The organism is Streptomyces sp. NPDC001933 (assembly GCF_042890955.1).
Classification (GTDB): domain Bacteria; phylum Actinomycetota; class Actinomycetes; order Streptomycetales; family Streptomycetaceae; genus Streptomyces.
In genome coordinates this window covers 1-14,534 of sequence record NZ_JBIASS010000055.1, presented here as the reverse complement: position 1 = coordinate 14,534, position 14,534 = coordinate 1, and the positions used below count along the sequence as shown (strand labels likewise).

The 14,534-nt window shown below is 67.5% G+C and carries 17 protein-coding genes; 7 read left to right on the top strand and 10 right to left on the bottom strand.

All coding sequences use genetic code 11. The features are described from left to right. Positions 1-416: 416 nt before the first annotated feature. The 3 genes from ACFYY7_RS43500 to ACFYY7_RS43490 all read right to left on the bottom strand — a co-directional run bounded on the left by ACFYY7_RS43500 (position 417) and on the right by ACFYY7_RS43490 (position 5,267). Entirely contained in the window at positions 417-593 is a 177-nt protein-coding gene (locus tag ACFYY7_RS43500; RefSeq protein WP_388671415.1) for a hypothetical protein, read from the bottom strand. A gap of 341 nt (positions 594-934) precedes the next feature. Continuing rightward, a complete protein-coding gene (locus ACFYY7_RS43495; RefSeq protein ID WP_388671412.1) occupies positions 935-4,474 on the bottom strand; it encodes a WD40 repeat domain-containing serine/threonine protein kinase in 3,540 nt (1,179 codons plus the stop codon). Between the two features lies 1 nt (position 4,475). After that, entirely contained in the window at positions 4,476-5,267 is a 792-nt protein-coding gene (locus ACFYY7_RS43490) for an FHA domain-containing protein (RefSeq protein WP_388671409.1), read from the bottom strand. A gap of 155 nt (positions 5,268-5,422) precedes the next feature. Between ACFYY7_RS43490 and ACFYY7_RS43485 the strand changes: the two genes are divergently transcribed. Further along, positions 5,423-5,626: a hypothetical protein gene (locus ACFYY7_RS43485; protein WP_388671406.1), complete on the top strand. Its 204-nt coding sequence runs from the start codon at positions 5,423-5,425 to the stop codon at positions 5,624-5,626. A 275-nt stretch (positions 5,627-5,901) separates the two neighbouring features. Here ACFYY7_RS43485 and ACFYY7_RS43480 read toward each other — a convergent pair whose 3' ends face one another. Both ACFYY7_RS43480 and ACFYY7_RS43475 read right to left on the bottom strand, forming a co-directional pair. Continuing rightward, positions 5,902-6,378 (bottom strand): hypothetical protein, encoded by a 477-nt coding sequence (locus ACFYY7_RS43480; protein WP_388671403.1) that lies wholly within the window; start codon positions 6,376-6,378, stop codon positions 5,902-5,904. 168 nt (positions 6,379-6,546) lie between these two features. Then, complete coding sequence (locus ACFYY7_RS43475) at positions 6,547-6,840, bottom strand: hypothetical protein (RefSeq protein ID WP_388671400.1); 294 nt, start codon at positions 6,838-6,840, stop codon at positions 6,547-6,549. 129 nt (positions 6,841-6,969) lie between these two features. Between ACFYY7_RS43475 and ACFYY7_RS43470 the strand changes: the two genes are divergently transcribed. Next, positions 6,970-7,179: a hypothetical protein gene (locus ACFYY7_RS43470; protein ID WP_388671397.1), complete on the top strand. Its 210-nt coding sequence runs from the start codon at positions 6,970-6,972 to the stop codon at positions 7,177-7,179. Positions 7,180-7,422: 243 nt separating this feature from the next. Here ACFYY7_RS43470 and ACFYY7_RS43465 read toward each other — a convergent pair whose 3' ends face one another. Both ACFYY7_RS43465 and ACFYY7_RS43460 read right to left on the bottom strand, forming a co-directional pair. Beyond that, positions 7,423-7,866, bottom strand: coding sequence for an ATP-binding protein (locus ACFYY7_RS43465; RefSeq protein ID WP_388671394.1), 444 nt, complete (start codon positions 7,864-7,866; stop codon positions 7,423-7,425). Then, a complete protein-coding gene (locus ACFYY7_RS43460; RefSeq protein WP_388671391.1) occupies positions 7,854-8,123 on the bottom strand; it encodes a hypothetical protein in 270 nt (89 codons plus the stop codon). The genes ACFYY7_RS43465 and ACFYY7_RS43460 overlap by 13 nt, the downstream gene beginning before the upstream one ends. A gap of 378 nt (positions 8,124-8,501) precedes the next feature. Here ACFYY7_RS43460 and ACFYY7_RS43455 point away from each other — a divergent pair, with 378 nt between their 5' ends. The 5 genes from ACFYY7_RS43455 to ACFYY7_RS43435 all read left to right on the top strand — a co-directional run bounded on the left by ACFYY7_RS43455 (position 8,502) and on the right by ACFYY7_RS43435 (position 12,284). Beyond that, positions 8,502-8,768, top strand: coding sequence for a DUF4253 domain-containing protein (locus ACFYY7_RS43455; RefSeq protein ID WP_388671388.1), 267 nt, complete (start codon positions 8,502-8,504; stop codon positions 8,766-8,768). A 178-nt stretch (positions 8,769-8,946) separates the two neighbouring features. Then, positions 8,947-10,473: a serine/threonine-protein kinase gene (locus ACFYY7_RS43450; RefSeq protein ID WP_388671385.1), complete on the top strand. Its 1,527-nt coding sequence runs from the start codon at positions 8,947-8,949 to the stop codon at positions 10,471-10,473. A gap of 72 nt (positions 10,474-10,545) precedes the next feature. Beyond that, positions 10,546-10,941, top strand: a complete 396-nt coding sequence (locus ACFYY7_RS43445; protein WP_388671382.1) for a hypothetical protein — start codon at positions 10,546-10,548, stop codon at positions 10,939-10,941. A 287-nt stretch (positions 10,942-11,228) separates the two neighbouring features. Further along, positions 11,229-12,002: a hypothetical protein gene (locus tag ACFYY7_RS43440; RefSeq protein ID WP_388671379.1), complete on the top strand. Its 774-nt coding sequence runs from the start codon at positions 11,229-11,231 to the stop codon at positions 12,000-12,002. A gap of 9 nt (positions 12,003-12,011) precedes the next feature. Beyond that, complete coding sequence (locus ACFYY7_RS43435) at positions 12,012-12,284, top strand: hypothetical protein (protein WP_388671376.1); 273 nt, start codon at positions 12,012-12,014, stop codon at positions 12,282-12,284. Positions 12,285-12,681: 397 nt separating this feature from the next. On the opposite strand, the gene ACFYY7_RS43430 is transcribed toward ACFYY7_RS43435, so the two are convergent. From ACFYY7_RS43430 to ACFYY7_RS43420, 3 genes are all read right to left on the bottom strand, one after another. Further along, a complete protein-coding gene (locus tag ACFYY7_RS43430; protein ID WP_388671373.1) occupies positions 12,682-13,068 on the bottom strand; it encodes a fucose-binding lectin II in 387 nt (128 codons plus the stop codon). Between the two features lie 510 nt (positions 13,069-13,578). Next, a complete protein-coding gene (locus tag ACFYY7_RS43425) occupies positions 13,579-14,244 on the bottom strand; it encodes a hypothetical protein (RefSeq protein ID WP_388671370.1) in 666 nt (221 codons plus the stop codon). A gap of 17 nt (positions 14,245-14,261) precedes the next feature. Further along, positions 14,262-14,534, bottom strand: a 273-nt coding sequence (locus ACFYY7_RS43420; RefSeq protein ID WP_388671366.1) for a hypothetical protein, incomplete at its 5' end; no start/stop codon positions are given.

Here is a 14,534-nt window from a genome sequence, read left to right as displayed (position 1 = left end):
GCACCCTGCCCCTCGGCAACGGCTCCACGACGGGCGCCATGCTCTCCTCCTCGGACGCCGCCTCTCGCTGCTCCCGGCCCGAGCTCCGCCTCAGGGGGGAAGGAGATTCAACCCGCACACCGGCGGCTGTCACCGGCCGGGTGCAGCGGATTCGCGAGGACGACGGAGCGCCAGCTGCTCCCAGCCACTCGACCCTCGCTGAGGTATTCAGAGGCAGACGGCTACCAAGCCTGGCGGTGCTCCTGAGCATCGTTCGGGCGCTGGGTGGTAGTGAGAGGGAATGGCATGACCGATGGGTACAGACCGCAAGGCAGGTCGAGGCGCAGCGATGAAACTGCACTCCCCGCTCCGTTCTCCTTCACCTGGCTTCGTACGCGAGAACGGCGGAGTCGTTTGTCGACGGCTTTGGGAGTCACTCACGGCCCGGTGGGCGGTTCAGGGGGCCATCCCTCGGTGAAGGCCCTGAGCTGGCCTCGCTGCCGTTCTTCCTCCGCGATCTGCTCGGTGAGAATGCGGCGGTCGATGTACGGCGCGGCGGCGAGGACCAGGCGCTGAAGCTCGGTCGGGTCGAGAGCCTCAACCTCCCACTGCACCGGCTGGTCGGCGGCGAGCCCGTATCGGCGGGCGAACCCCAGCCAACGTGGGTCGCCGGCCTTTCCCGCAGCTGCGGTAGCTCGTAGTCCCGGACTTGGTCGTGGGTGAGCAGGACGCGTTCTACGTGGCTCCAGCAGTCGGTTCGGGCCACCCAGTCCCGTTCGATGTCGGCGCCTGAGGCGTCGAAGTCGCCGACGTTTCTCCGGGGCACCACAAGCGTGTGGTTCGAGTTCACGCAGCTCAGAAGCAGTCGGGACGACCATAGCGTGTGCAACAGGTGTGGTGCACGAAGCCTGACTCAAAGAATCACTCGTCGGGAGGCCCACCGGGTTCGGGCCCGCTACCAGGATGGATACCGACTCGCCGCTTGATCACCGAGTCCCTGTGAAGGACCCGGCCCCATCGCGATGGCAAGCTCCCAATCGAGCTCCCACAACTTCATCGTGGAATCTTGTCCTGCGGACAGCGCGAAGTACCCGTCCCGCGAGAGCGCGAGGGTAAGCGCGCCATTCTGGTGGCCGGTGAGGGATCGTAGGCACCGCCCGGTGGCCACCTCCCATATGCGAACCGTGGAATCCCATCCCGCGGATACAGCGAAGCGTCCGTCTGCGGTGAGCATGCCGGTTACAGGCCTGTGCTCGGCGTCGACGTCGAACGCTCGAATGCAGGCGCCGGTCTCGACGTCCCACAGTCGGATCGGGTCGTCCACGGAGCCGGTGGACAGCAGGAATCGCCCGTCGGTGCTCAGGCTCACTGTTTTGGTCGAGCGGGCGCCGTCGAAGGTCCGCACACAGTGGCCGTCGTCCAGTTGCCACAGCCTCAGATTGCCGTCGCTTCCAACGGACGCGACAAAGCGGCCGTCCGCGCTTGGTGACAGGCACTCGACCTGGGGCTTCGTCTCCGCGAGGAGGGCCTTGAGCATCGGCGGGTCCTCGGGCCGGATGGGAATGTTGCCGTGGCCGGCCATCGTCTGGAGCAGTCGCCCCGTATAGAGATCCCACAACCCGATGCTGCCGTCATCGACTCCTCCGACCAACGCTTGCCGCTCATCGACGGTGAACCGGACGGCGGCCGGCACAAGGGGAGCAGTGTCCAGCGCCAGCAGACACTCGCCGGTCTCGGCCCGCCACAGCTTGACGGATCCGTCTGACGCGCTGGACAGCACCCGCTGCCCGTCGCCGCTCAGACAGAGCCCGGTAAGCCCCACCCGCTCATCCGGAGGGTTCGGGGCGTGCGCTTTGATTTCGCGGGTGATCCTGCCCTCGTCGCGGCTCCAGATTCTGATTTTCCCGTCGAAGCCGCCCATCACCGCGATCCGGGCGTCATCGGACAGGTCGACCAGGCGGGGGTTGCCGTTGGTCCGGACAGTCTTCGCCTCCCAGGCCCCGCGCAGCCCGGCACGGGTTGTGGACCTACCCAGCTCCCGCCACACGGACAACACGCGCGGCGCGCGCTCGTAGCCGGGGACTTCGCGCGCCTTGGTCAGCGCGTCGAGCGCCGCCCGGAAGTCCTCGGCCGCCAGCGCCTGCTCGGCATCACGGACGTGCGCTTCCATCTCCGCGTTCAGCTCGGCGAGTTCCGCGTGGACCCGAGGCTGGCTCAGTTGATACGGAGCGGAATAGCCGACGGGCAGCAGCCAATAACGAATGGCGTTGTCCTGGCCCACCGAGAGTCCGAATCGGGCGTCACCAGACATCCAAACCGCCTCCACGAACTCCGCGTGGGCCGCCTTGAATGTCCGGACGCATTGACCGTTCACCAAATCCCAGAACCGCACAGTCTCGTCGTTCGCGCCGGACAGCACATACTGTCCGTTGGCGCTCAACGACAGGGAAACCGCCTCGTCCGCGCCGGTTATGGCTCGCAGGATGCGTCCCTGCATGAGTTCGCAGACGCGCAGGATCCGGTCGTGGTTCGTCCCGACGACCGCGAAGTACGCACCGGGGCTGATCACCATACTGAGGATCCCACCGTCCGCCTCGAAGACGAGGAGCTCCCGGCCTCGTCCCTGTGACAGCTCGAACAGGTGCAGCTTGCCGTCGGCGGCGAACAGTGCCCGGCGTCCGTCGTCGCTCAGCGTGATCTGTCCCCCGAACTCCCCGTCGTGCAGTACCTGGTGGTGGCCGCTGACGAGGTCCCGGAGCTGGAGCGCGCCGTCGCGACCCCACAGGACCAGTCGTCCATCGGGGCTGATTCGTACCGAACTCCACATACACACGGACCGCTCGTCGGGATGCGCCGCGGCGATGACCTGCACACACCTGCCAGTCCCCAAGTCCCACACCCGTATCGTGTTGTCGTCACTGAACGACACCGCCGTCCGGGCATCCGGGGTCACGTCGATATCCCGCAGGCTTCGGGTGTGCCCGTGCAGCATCAGGGGACAGCTTCCGTCGCGCAGGTCCCATACCCTGATCGTGCCGTCCAGGTCTCCGGTCAGTGCGATCCGACCGCTGGCCGCTATCCGGATCGGAATTTCCGCCCCGCAGTTGCCGCCGTCTTTCGTATACCGCCTTTCTAGGTAAGCGTCGTCCGTCCACCACTGCATCTCCGTGCTTCCGACTGTCCCGGCGTTCGGAAGCCGCCCGGAGCGCAGCAGCTCGATCGTCTCCCGGACCTCCGGCTTGTCTTCCAGCCCCGCGACGAGCGCGCTGGCGGCTTCGACGTCGCCGCGCTCCAGCTGGATCTCGGCGAGGAGGTGTCGTGCCTGCCACGGATCGCCGGCGTCACTGCGCGCGCCCTCGAACTCGGCCACGAAGTCTTCATCCGTGATCGCGCCGGACCTCCATCGGAGCAGCCCGGCGTTGTACCTGGCTACCAGATGTTGCGGATCGGTCCGCAGCGCGGCGGCGAACGTCTCTGACGCTTCGGTCGACCGCTTCAGGTCGAGCATGGACAGAGCCCTGTTGTTGAGTTCGTCGGCTCGAAGCTCGGCGGCCACCGGCATCAGCCGCGGGTAGCGGCGGCCCGCGACCTCCCGATAGATCTCGCCGATCGCCGCGGCCACCTCGGCCAGCGAGCCCGGGCGGGCGGCGGGGTCCGGGTCCAGGCAGCGGCTGAGCAGCTCGGCGAGGGTCGGCGGCATCGGCAGCTCGGTGATTCCGCCGGAGCCGTATCTTGCCAGCGCGGCGCTCGCATCAGGTCCCAGACGCCAGGTCCGCCTGCCCGCGAACATTTCGAGCACCGACGCCGCGTAGCTGTAGATGTCGGTGCGGCGGCTCAACGTCTTTCCGGCCCGCTGCTCGGGCGAGGCGTACGCGGGGGTCATCCCGGCCGCGCTTACCAGCACGCTGACGTCGGCCTGATCATCGGCGGGGGTCGTTGCTGACTCGGTCAGGAGGCTCGCTCTAGCACGTGCCAGACCGAAGTCGGTGACCTTGACGAGCAGGTTACCCTCGGGTGATTCGGAGTCGAGCAGCACGTTCGCCGGCTTCACGTCCTGGTGAACCAGTCCGCGATCGTGCGCGTGGCCGAGTCCCCGGGCGAGCTGGATCGCCACGTCCAGGGCTCGAAGCATGGCCTCGGTGACTGATCCCTGATACAGGATGCGGTCGGTGATCCACCGCTGCAAGCTCCCGCCGGCGACATACTCGGCGAACACGGTGGGCACGTCGTCGATCTTGCGCACGTAGTGACAGCCGCAGACGTTCGGATGCAGGCCTACCGAGACCCAGGTCTCCGCCTCCCGCGTGAACTCCTCGATCTGCTCAGCACTGAGTCCGGCCTCCAGGCGCGGGCGCTTCATGGCCAGGTCGACGCCCCACTGCACGTGTCTGGCCCGGTAGACCAGGCCCATCCCGCCCGCGCCGGCCAGGGCCATCAGGCGGTAGCGCCCGTCGATCAGCTTGCCGGGCTGCCATGCGTGGTCGGTGCCGGGCATGTCAGAGCTCCTCACCGAGCGCGTCGAGATCGTCGGGGATCAGGGTGGCGTTCTTCAGCAACGCTTCGATCAGGTTCACGTTGAGGGTGTTCCCGACTGGTTCGCCGACATCCTCGCGGAGCAGCCCGCGGATCGCGTGCGGTCCGTGGGCCAGGCGCAGGCGCAGGTCGGCGATCACGTGGTCGACGACGCTGTCCGTCCACCGCCGGTGCGGTGCGACCCGGTTGAGATCGTGGGCGAGCTGCTTCCACGAAACCGGCGTGGGATACGGCTCCCGACGCAGGTACTGCTGGGCCAGCACGGTGACCACGAGGCGCTCGACGGGTTTGAGGTCGTAGACGTCCTCCGTGTCCGTCGGCGTCTGTGAGTCGTCCCTGCGCACCGGGCCGGGACGGCCGACGACGTGCACTTCGAGCAGGTGTGCCTTGCGGTTGGGGGTCTCGATGGTCAGCGGCGTGTAGCCAGCGGGCATCGGCAGCTCGTGGCCGCGCAGCACCATGCCTTCGCCCGGGAACTGGATCGGGCGCCGGCCCTCGTTGCGCAGCCACCACTGGCCGCCGTCGCAGGTGAAGACGCCGTGCAGTCGGCTCACGTGGGCATCGCCGGCCCCCACCGGCACGTGGACGTCGTGAACGGCACGCCCGAAGTGCAGCGTGAACTTGCGCGGCGGCACCGCGTACCCGCCCGCCGCGGCCTTCACGAAGATGGTTCCAGGCGGCGCCACCGGCAGTCCGTCGGCCAAGCTGGGCATCTCCGGCGGCAGCAGCTGGGTCCTGAAGATCTTGTCTGGCATTTCCAACTCCCCCGTTGCATCCGGCCCCCTGCAGTCACCGTAGGACCCTGGTCCCCGGGACCAGTCCCGAATCCGCTCCCTCCAGGTCGCAAGTGGTATCAGAATTCGATAGTAGGGCGGCACCAGTCCCGGAATCACGATGCTGCTATGAGCCCATGAAGAAGCCACGAAAGCTGTACACAGCCGTCGGCATCGCGCTCGGTATCGCGTTCAACGCGCTCGCGGTGAGCGACTTCACTGCAGGCGACTCCGGAAACGCGCTCCACGAGCTCCTCAACGCCGTGCTGAGCTGGACCGCCAGCAGTGTCTTGGTGGTCCTGGAGCACAGTGACCACGACCAGCGCGGTCATGACGGGTAACACGATTGCGCGCACCAGCAGAACATCCAGTCCGAGCTGGGCGAGTTTGGCATCACCAACCGCGTCTAACGTCAACGGCTACCCAGCGGGCCGCCAGTGCGACTGCGGCCCGCGGGAGCACTTGTTCGGCACCGCAGCCTCCATCTCCAGAGGAGTCCGCCGTGTCCCTTTATTCAAGGGGCCTGTGCCATGGTGTTTCAGACGGGATGCGGGGGTGCGTCGAGCCCTCGGTTGAGTTGGGCCAGTTGGCGGCGCGGGCGGCGGAGAGGTCGTCGTCAGTCGCGGGCCGTTCGCTCGCGTACGACCTGTGCGTAGCTCTGGCTGCCGAAACCCCGGACGACGAGCACGGGGACGCCCGTGCGCTTCAGCCAGCCGGTCAGTTGGGCCCGCAGAGTGTCCTTCTCGCAGGCCACGTACAGGGCTGCCCTCTGGCCGGTGGTCCGGTCCAGGGCGAACCAGTCGGGTGCGGCCCGGAGGAACGCACCGGCGTCCGGCCAGGCCGGGGAGACGTGGACCTCGCGCAGCGGGTCGATGAGGTCGGGGAACCGCTCCTGTCGTCGGGCCTCGGCGAGACGGGAGGACAGGTGCCGGTACGTCGGCGCGGTGTGCGGGATCAGTCCCTCCGAGACGAGCCGGTAGTACGCCTGGCGGAGGGTGCAGCCGCCGACCCGGTCGTAGCTGGTGACGATGTCGGCGGCGCGGTCCACGATGCTCGGCCACTGGAGTCTGGGCACACCGGTACATGTACCCACCGGGTCCAGTGTCGTCTCATCGGCTGCCTGATGGTGATCCCCCTGGCCCCGGCCTGGTTCGGGTCCGGGGCCGGGATCCGTACCGGGTTACCCGCACGAGCGGTGCGGTCCCGGGATGCCTCCGGGTCCGCGGTCGGGGCGGCCACGGACCCGAACATGTACTGATGGTCAGTGCATGCCGCCGCCGGCCTGCTCCAGTTCGGCGCGCACTCTGGCGGCCAGCTCCTGGTCGGCCAGGAGCTGCTTGCCGAGGATCCGCAGGACTGGCGCGAGTGGTACTTGGGGGAGCTCCAGTGCCGCGGCGGTGATGTTGCACCACCTCTTGAGTGCGCGGTGGTCGGCGGGGCTCAGGTCGAGCGTGACCCGCACGGGTGTGATGCGCGCGGCGCGGGGGACGGTGGGCGCGGAAGGTTTTTCCTCGTCCACGAAATCGGAGATCGGCTTTCTGCGGCGGGTGGTCATGCGCTGGCTTTCTCCCGTGCCTCGGCAATTCCGGCTGCTGTGGCCGGAATGTGGTTCCGGATGTGCTGTCGGGCTGCTCTACAACGTGCCGTTGACGTACGGCGTGCAACTCACCCGCATCAACGTCACGTGCGCCAGGGCCGTCACGCCTTGGCCCGCCCCGACACCGCCGAACCCCGGATCACCACCGCGGCCGGGCCGGACGGGGCTATTGGCTGGGCCGTCGTCCGGGAACGCGAGTACACCCCTGCCGAAATGAGCACCCTGGAACAGAAAATCCTCGCCCGTGGCGCGGAACTCGCCTCCCGCCACAACCGGGAAAACAACAACGGTGAGTGACTGGCCCGGAGGGTGCGCCTCCCAGGCTCCCAGCTCTCCCACCACCACGCATTTGCCTGGGGAAACGCCCTTCCATCTCCCAGATGTATCAGACATTTGAGGGCAATGCGCCTCACGGGCTCCCAGGTCGCCGGATGGTATCCGGGAGCCTGGGAGGTGACTTTCAGTGATCTCCCAGGGTGGGTGTGACCCGTACGACGAGGGGCCCGGTCACTTCGTCGCCGACGCTTGGTTGTTGTCCAGTCATGTGTCCACTTTCGCCACCAGTACGGCCCATACGCGTTTGCCCCAGAAGCGTGTCACGGGCCCTAACCGGTCGTAGCCCCATTGGTCTGTGAGGGCATCCACCATCATCAGTCCCCGGCCCTCTGCGGCCCCGGGGCCCGGCACCTGCTGCTGCGGGAGATCGTTCGGAGCCCGGTCGACGACGCCGAGATACACCCGGTCCTCGGCAGGGCGTTCGATGATGACGCGCACCATGGGGCCGCGCGCGTGCCGGACGGCATTGGCGACGAACTCGGAGGTCACGAGTTCGGCCGGACCTGCCACGTCGTCCAGCCCCCAGGCGGACAAGGACACGCGCACCAGGCGCCGGGCCTCGGCCGCCGTCCGCGGTTCGCGGGGAAGCGTCAGGTTGTAGCCGGGGTGCCCGGTATGGCGGGGGCGCACGACGGTCATTCCGCCCATCGCCACCCCTCGGTCCGGACCCCGTGTGGGGCGACGTGGAGGGTGCGCCGCACGGGCTGCAGTGCCTTCACGCGTCGTTCATGGGCCACGAGGTAGGGGCGGACCAGCACGGTGTCCTCACCGCGCAGCACCGGCAGATCAGTGCTGGGAGGCGGCTGTTGCGGGGCGAGGCGGGGCAGTGGGTCGCGAGGGTGTCCGGCGGAGGGAAGAGGCCTTCCTGGTTCCCGGGTCCAGGGGTGGGCGTCAGCGTGGGCCATGTCGTCAACTCCGTCCGGTTGATGGCCACGCCCCGGACCCTTATGGCGGCCGCGGGGGTCTTTCATTTTAGTTAACGCTTCTGGTGTCATGCGGACTTGCACAGTGTCTGCACATCACATGTGTGGGCACGCGTCCGGGCTGTGACCACGGCAGTAAGGCCGTGCCTCTCAGAAAGACGCTGACGGGCCAGCGCCTCCTGAGCAAACAAAGAGTCCGGGGGCGACACGGGAAGTCCGTGTCGCCCCCGGATCCTTTGCTTCCTTCAGGCTCCGCCGTCCCGGCGGGCTGCCTCTGCCAGTGTCTCCGCCAGCTCTCGGGTGGCACGCTCCTGGTCTTCGAGCTGACGGCGGAGCTCTGTCTGGAGTTCCTGGTCGTCCATGACTAATCACATGACAGCGCAGGAACTATCGGCAGTGCTGCGCTCCTGGGAGCACCGGTTTGGTGTCCGTGTCATGGGCTTTGGACATGGAAGCCTGTATCTCTCGGTTGCTGCTCAGCCGACGGACGCCCGCCAGGCCCGTGTCCTCGCCGCGGAGCACTACCTCGCCTGCCCGGACGTCTTCTATGAGGACCCCGACCTGGACTGGTCCACCTACCACGAAGAGCTCATGCAGCGTCGCGAGTGGCGGTTCTGGTGGGATTGAGAGTGCTCTTCTTGGCGAGGCGGCGGTGGCAGATGAGCGTGGCGGCGATGCCGACGAACGCGAGGAAGTGCTCGGGCTTGCGTTCATAGCGGCGGTGGAGGCGATTGCACGTCGGCCTTTCCTAACTGAAGGCCTGTGAATATCCTCGGAGTTCAGCGGAGCGAGGAGGGGCGCGGCCTTGGACGGACTCGGACCGAGCGATCCCCGGAGCGTCGGCCCGTACAGGCTCCTCGGCAGACTCGGCAGTGGCGGAATGGGCCGTGTCTATCTCGGCAGGTCTCCCTCGGGCCGCAGGGTTGCAGTCAAGGTGGTCAGGGACGAGATTGCTGACGATCCCGGATTCCGTGCGCGCTTCCGGCGGGAGGCCGAGCTGGCGATGAGGGTCGGAGGTTTCTGGACAGCAGCTGTAGTGGAAGCGGACCCCGGCGCCCCCGAACCGTGGATCGCGAGCGAGTACATCCCCGGGCCCTCCCTGCAGCGCAGAATCGCCGACGACGGCCCATTCTCAGCGGCCGAGGTACGTGATCTCGGTCTCGGACTGGCGGAAGCACTGGCCTCGATCCACGCGCTGGGCCTGGTCCATCGCGACCTAAAACCCTCCAACGTTCTGCTGGCGGATACCGGCCCGCGCGTCATCGATTTCGGCATCTCCAAGGCCCTGGAAGGCTCCGGCGCAAGCACAGCCCTCACCCACACAGGCGTGGTCATCGGCACCCCCGGCTTTATGTCGCCCGAGCAAGCCACCGGCGCGAAGGTCGGCACGGCCAGCGACGTCTTCTCCCTCGGGGCGGTCCTTGCGTACGCCGCCACCGGCACCGAGCCCTTCGGCACCGGTACACCCGTCGCTCTGCTCTACCGGGTCGTCAGCGAAGAGCCGGACCTGTCAGCCGTTCCATACGAACTGCGCCACGCAATTGCGCTGTGCCTCGCGAAGGACCCGGCACGCAGGCCTTCGCCAGGAGCGCTGGTCGCCCTGCTCGCGGATGGTGAACACCCGACCGAGCCTGTTCCCGCGCCGCTGTCCACGGTCGCGTATACGCGCCATGTTGACGCGGCTGGCGGGGCAGGACCGGAGACCTCCACGAGGGCGGGCGTCGAGGAGGCTCACGCCGATACGCCGCTGGAGCTTGTCGACGGCGGTGGGGCCCGCTTCCGGGAGATACGGTTGCGGCGCTTGTTCGACGCCTTCATGTGGTTGGCGGTGCTCGGGACGATACCCCTGGGCGTGGCCACCACCCGGGGCATCGACGTGGTTGCCAACTGGGTTGTCGTCCTGGCCGTTTACCTCACCTTCGCAGTGCCCGTCGCCGTCTACTTCTGGGCGGCCTGTCGCCCCTTCCGGGAGGCCTCCGAACTGAGCGTCGGCCGCAATGGAGTCGTCCTCCGGCGCGGCCATGACACTGCCGAACTACCCTGGCGCGAGTTTGAACGCGTCCTGGTCTCGGTCGGCTCGGCTCCGTACTCCGTCACTCTTTTCTGCCGCTTCCGCGCCCTGGGCGAAATTGACATCACCAGTCTTCCGGCCAAGAAGATCGCCACCCGTCCGCCCTTGGCGACCTTCACCCTCCTGGCTCTCAACCGGGCCGAGCGCAACGCCTCATGCTCGGAAATACACCAAGCACTCGGCACATTCGCCCCGCCTGGCGTCTACCAGCCGCATCCCAAGGTCCTCAAGCGGACTGCCCTTCAAACCTCCACTCGTTGAACTCCCTGAACGCGGCCAGGTGGGTGGGCGCCGCAAAGCTGGGGGAGTACGCAACGGGCGTCTCCTGCTGACATGCCGGAACGGATCGGGCAACTGGCACAGAGTGCTCAGGGTGCCCAAGCCGAGCAGTCCGTGGACAACGCCCGGCGTGCGAAGTCGGCCGCTGTCGTCGAGGGCGGCCAACGTGCCTGCACCCAGCTGCGGGTACGTCTGCGCAGCCGGCTGTCCGACGCGCTCACCGGCACTGACCTGCTGCCCGTGTGGTTCACGACGGCACTCGGTCCCATGGCTCCCCCACGCCGCGCGGAGGAATGGCTGGAGATCGCCCTGGATGTCCTGACCTACCGGGTGACCTACCAGGTCACCGATCCCGTCCTCGCACTCGGCAGCGCACCCAGCGCGAGTCAGGCCCCTCGCCGAGTCGCACGTTTCAACGAACTGAAACAGGACCTGCGCGACTGGGGATAAGCATGCTTCCTTGGCGCAGCGGAACTCATGGTCGGCGCAGGCCGGGTTTCCCGCCCTCATCCGGGTGAACCCGTCACGGTGTTGCCCGTCCTACGCCGCGGTTCTGCCGCATGATGGGCGGGCATGGCCCGAGGCGGGCCACGTTCCGACCGCCGCCCGATCCGGCGTACCGGAACGCAAGGAGCGTGGCACTGCACCGGCCTGCACCACCGAAATCACACTCACCAGCCCGTCAGTGTTCACTGGCGTGCCGGGATCGGGCCGAGGCGCGCCAGGAAGGCACTGCCGTGAGCCGCCACTCCTCGTGGGATTCCCGCAAACTCCGCTACTGGGCCGAGTGCAGCGGGCAGTCCCGCCGCGCCGGCCTTCGAACCAGCCACCCGGCCCCCTCGGCCGCACCGGCGCAGGCGCGGCTGGAAAGTCGCGTCCTCGAGCAACTGGGCACCTCTCCGGATCTGTGTGCGCACCCCTTCGGTATCGCCTCCCTGACCAGCACCAGCACATCCCTCACCCTGCACCTCGACGCCTACATGGGCCAGGAGCGGTACTCCTTTCCCGAGCACTGCCTGAGTCGTCTGCTGCCCACGACTCCCGCACCGGACAACGGGAACGACGTGCCTGGGATCCCCGGCCTGCGAGTGAGCAGCATCGAGGCCGGCGGCCAGCGACTGCACCTGCACATGGTGAAAGACCCTGAGCAAGCGGCAACGCTCGTCCTCGTTCTGCCCCGTGGGCTGGCGGAGAGCTGGGAGGCCATCGAGCACCGGCACCGGCACTGGTGCCAAGACAACGGTCTGCGACCGCTGTGGACGACCCCGCACCTCGATCCCGTGGAAACCGGCTACCTCAACGCCTATCCCAGTCGCGAGGGCACGCGGGCCAGGCGGGCCGCGGTGGGCAGCGCTCTGCTACGACGCATCGCTCTCTTCCACACCGTCACCGCCTTCTACCGCGTCCAGTGCTGGGACGACGGCGACAGCTGGAAAATCGACGCCCGCACCGCCCACCCCCGGGCCCGCTGGCACGACCAGCTCCTGCAACGACTCTGCCACCCACGATGAGGCCTACCAGTGCACGTGGCCCACCGGTTCTGCCACTGCGCCGAACCGGACGCCCCCTACCAGTGGAACCACACCTGCGCCTTCTACTTCGAGGGCCACACCACCGGCAAGGGCGACCCCATCTACCTGCGCGTCCACGCCAGCCCCGAAGGACGCGACTACGACCGGCAGATCACGACACTGCGCCAGGTCGGAGCACCGGAAGCCTGGATGGCCCGCGCCCTTCCTCAGGAAGCGGTCCAGCACCACGACCAGCACTATCAGGCGCGGTTGCTCGCGTGAAAAGGCCGGGACCCAGTGGGGTCTACTCAGGACTCCGATCGCGAGTCACGCATACGGACGCCGCCTGACCGCCTCTTACTCCCACTGGTTCGGCCCTGGGGCCTCGGGTGCCCCGGCGACACCTGTTGAAGCGGCCGAGCGAGCATTTCACGTCCTGATCAACAAGCCCAGAACCATGGTCAGCTGTAACGCACAGTTCACGATCCACAGAACCTGAGCCAGAGCCCGAGAACGGGCAGCAGATGTTCACCGCTTCGGGAGGCACCCCGGCCCGGTGCTGTTCGATTGCCTTCCCATCGAAAGACGGGTTGGAGGACTCAGCGGAATCCTCCAGCCCGCCTTCGCGACTCACCCGCTCATCGCTCTGTCGGACCCAGCCTGGACCGGGCCGGGGGTGCTACGCCTTCGTGTACCAGCTGAACTCGAGGATGGTGTCGTTGTAGTCGCTGTCGTCCCCGTTCTCGGCGACTACGACCAGGATGTTGTAGTTGCCGATCTCATACGGTCCGCCGGCGTTCAGCTTGCTCGGCGTGAACACACCGCCGCCGTTGGAGTACTCGAACGTGGCGTGGAGCAGGTTCCCCGTGGTGGTGATCTTCGTGTCCCCGAGGTTCGAGTTCCTCTCTCCGGCACCCGTGAACTGCAGCTCCTCGTCCAATCCCTTGACCGTCACCAGCTGGGTGACCTGCGAGTTGGACTTCACCTTGACATGGACATCCAGGCCGGCCGGTAGAGAGATCTCGGCCAGGTTCTCCTTGACGAACGCGTACACCTTCTCGCTCACAACAACTCCTTCGCAGCAGCTTGGCCCCAGACACGGCGGCCGGGTCCCGGGCGTCCGGGGGCGTTCGCGCACGGGTGATCGACTCGACGGGCGATGGGCGCCACGCCGAGACGATCATGCCGAGGGCTCAGCATGCCCAGACCCGGAACGCTCCAGAAGCCCACGAACGAGCGACAACCAACGCGCTGAAGAGACAGGCATGGTCCAGGAGCAGCGTGTTGGCCCTGGCCTGCGGTGGTCGGTCTACGGCGACCCGTGGTCGGGTCTGTGGTCGGGGCGGGCCTGCTCGCCTAGTTGAGGACCTGGACCTCGCCGATGCGCACGCTGAATGCGGTCTGTCGGGTCTCGGTGAACGTGCCGCCGTCGCCGAGGGCGGGGGCGGTCCACGTGACGGTCCAGGTCGCGGTGGTGGTGCCCTGGTAGCGGTCGTCCGGGCCCGCAACAGAACAGCGGTGACAGGCGAATCCGGCGCGGCCCAGAGCGCGGTCACGGGTGGCTGGTGGGCCGAGGTCAGGAGGCGGGCAGGACCTTCCAGGAGCCGGTACCGGGGCCGCGGTCCCAGTAGTGGCTGGTGGACACGTCGTACTTGGCTCCGCCCTGTTGGCCGGACAGGCCGTTGGTGTCGAGGAAGCCGCCGTTGGTGGTGCCGTAGTCGTTGAGCAGGTGCACGATGTCGTTGGTGCGGACGCGCCCGTCGGTGGGAGAGGACGTCCCGCCGAAGATGTGCCACTTCCCGGTACCGGGGCCGCGGTCCTTGGTGGCAGTGGCGGACACGTCGTACTTGGCGCCGGATCGGGTGGAGTGCCCGTTGGTGTCCAGGTAGGTGCCGGTGGAGTACTGGTTGACGAGGTAGACGACGTCGCCGCTGGTGACGCGGGTGCCGTTGGCCTTACCGGTGGCGGAGACGATCTTCCAGACCGACGTCTTGGGGCCGCGGCTGTTGGGGGTCGCGTTGGTGCTCACGTCATAGGTGGCGCCGGACTGTGTGGAGCGCCCGTTGGTGTCCAGGTAGCCGCCGTCGCGCTGGTACTGGTTCTGCAGCAGGATGTCGCTGCCGTAGGTGAGTTCGTTCTGGGCCGTGGAGCCGGCCGTCGCCGTCGGAGCGGTGAACGTGGCCGCCGCGGCGGCGAGAACGGCCGTGGCCGCGAGGGTGGGCATAGCGAAGCGGATACGCATGGGCTTTCCTCTGTTTTCTACGGGGGATGGAAAACCAACCTGTCGATCACACAGGGTAATCTTCGGATGCTGAGCGTAGCAGCGTGATCTTGGTTCGGCCGAGAAGCGCCCCGGTGGCGGCCGGTGTGCTCGTCGCACTCCAGGGACTTGTAGGCTTTCTTGCCGAGCGTTGCGCCGTACTCCAGACGGGAAGGACGGTTGAACACGTCGTAGAGGGTGTTGCCGACCAAGGCCCCGTTCTGTCCGCTGGTCCGGAAGGGCTGGTCGTCACTGTTGGCACCTGTACTGAT

Coding starts and splice junctions, on each gene's coding strand:
- ACFYY7_RS43460 (WP_388671391.1), bottom strand. CDS start 8,123: ATGGCCCACGCTGACGCCCACCCCTGGACCCGGGAACCAGGAAGGCCT.
- ACFYY7_RS43425 (WP_388671370.1), bottom strand. CDS start 14,244: ATGCGTATCCGCTTCGCTATGCCCACCCTCGCGGCCACGGCCGTTCTC.
- ACFYY7_RS43485 (WP_388671406.1), top strand. CDS start 5,423: ATGAAGAAGCCACGAAAGCTGTACACAGCCGTCGGCATCGCGCTCGGT.
- ACFYY7_RS43475 (WP_388671400.1), bottom strand. CDS start 6,840: ATGACCACCCGCCGCAGAAAGCCGATCTCCGATTTCGTGGACGAGGAA.
- ACFYY7_RS43465 (WP_388671394.1), bottom strand. CDS start 7,866: ATGGGCGGAATGACCGTCGTGCGCCCCCGCCATACCGGGCACCCCGGC.
- ACFYY7_RS43495 (WP_388671412.1), bottom strand. CDS start 4,474: ATGCCCGGCACCGACCACGCATGGCAGCCCGGCAAGCTGATCGACGGG.
- ACFYY7_RS43455 (WP_388671388.1), top strand. CDS start 8,502: ATGACTAATCACATGACAGCGCAGGAACTATCGGCAGTGCTGCGCTCC.
- ACFYY7_RS43490 (WP_388671409.1), bottom strand. CDS start 5,267: ATGCCAGACAAGATCTTCAGGACCCAGCTGCTGCCGCCGGAGATGCCC.
- ACFYY7_RS43445 (WP_388671382.1), top strand. CDS start 10,546: ATGCCGGAACGGATCGGGCAACTGGCACAGAGTGCTCAGGGTGCCCAA.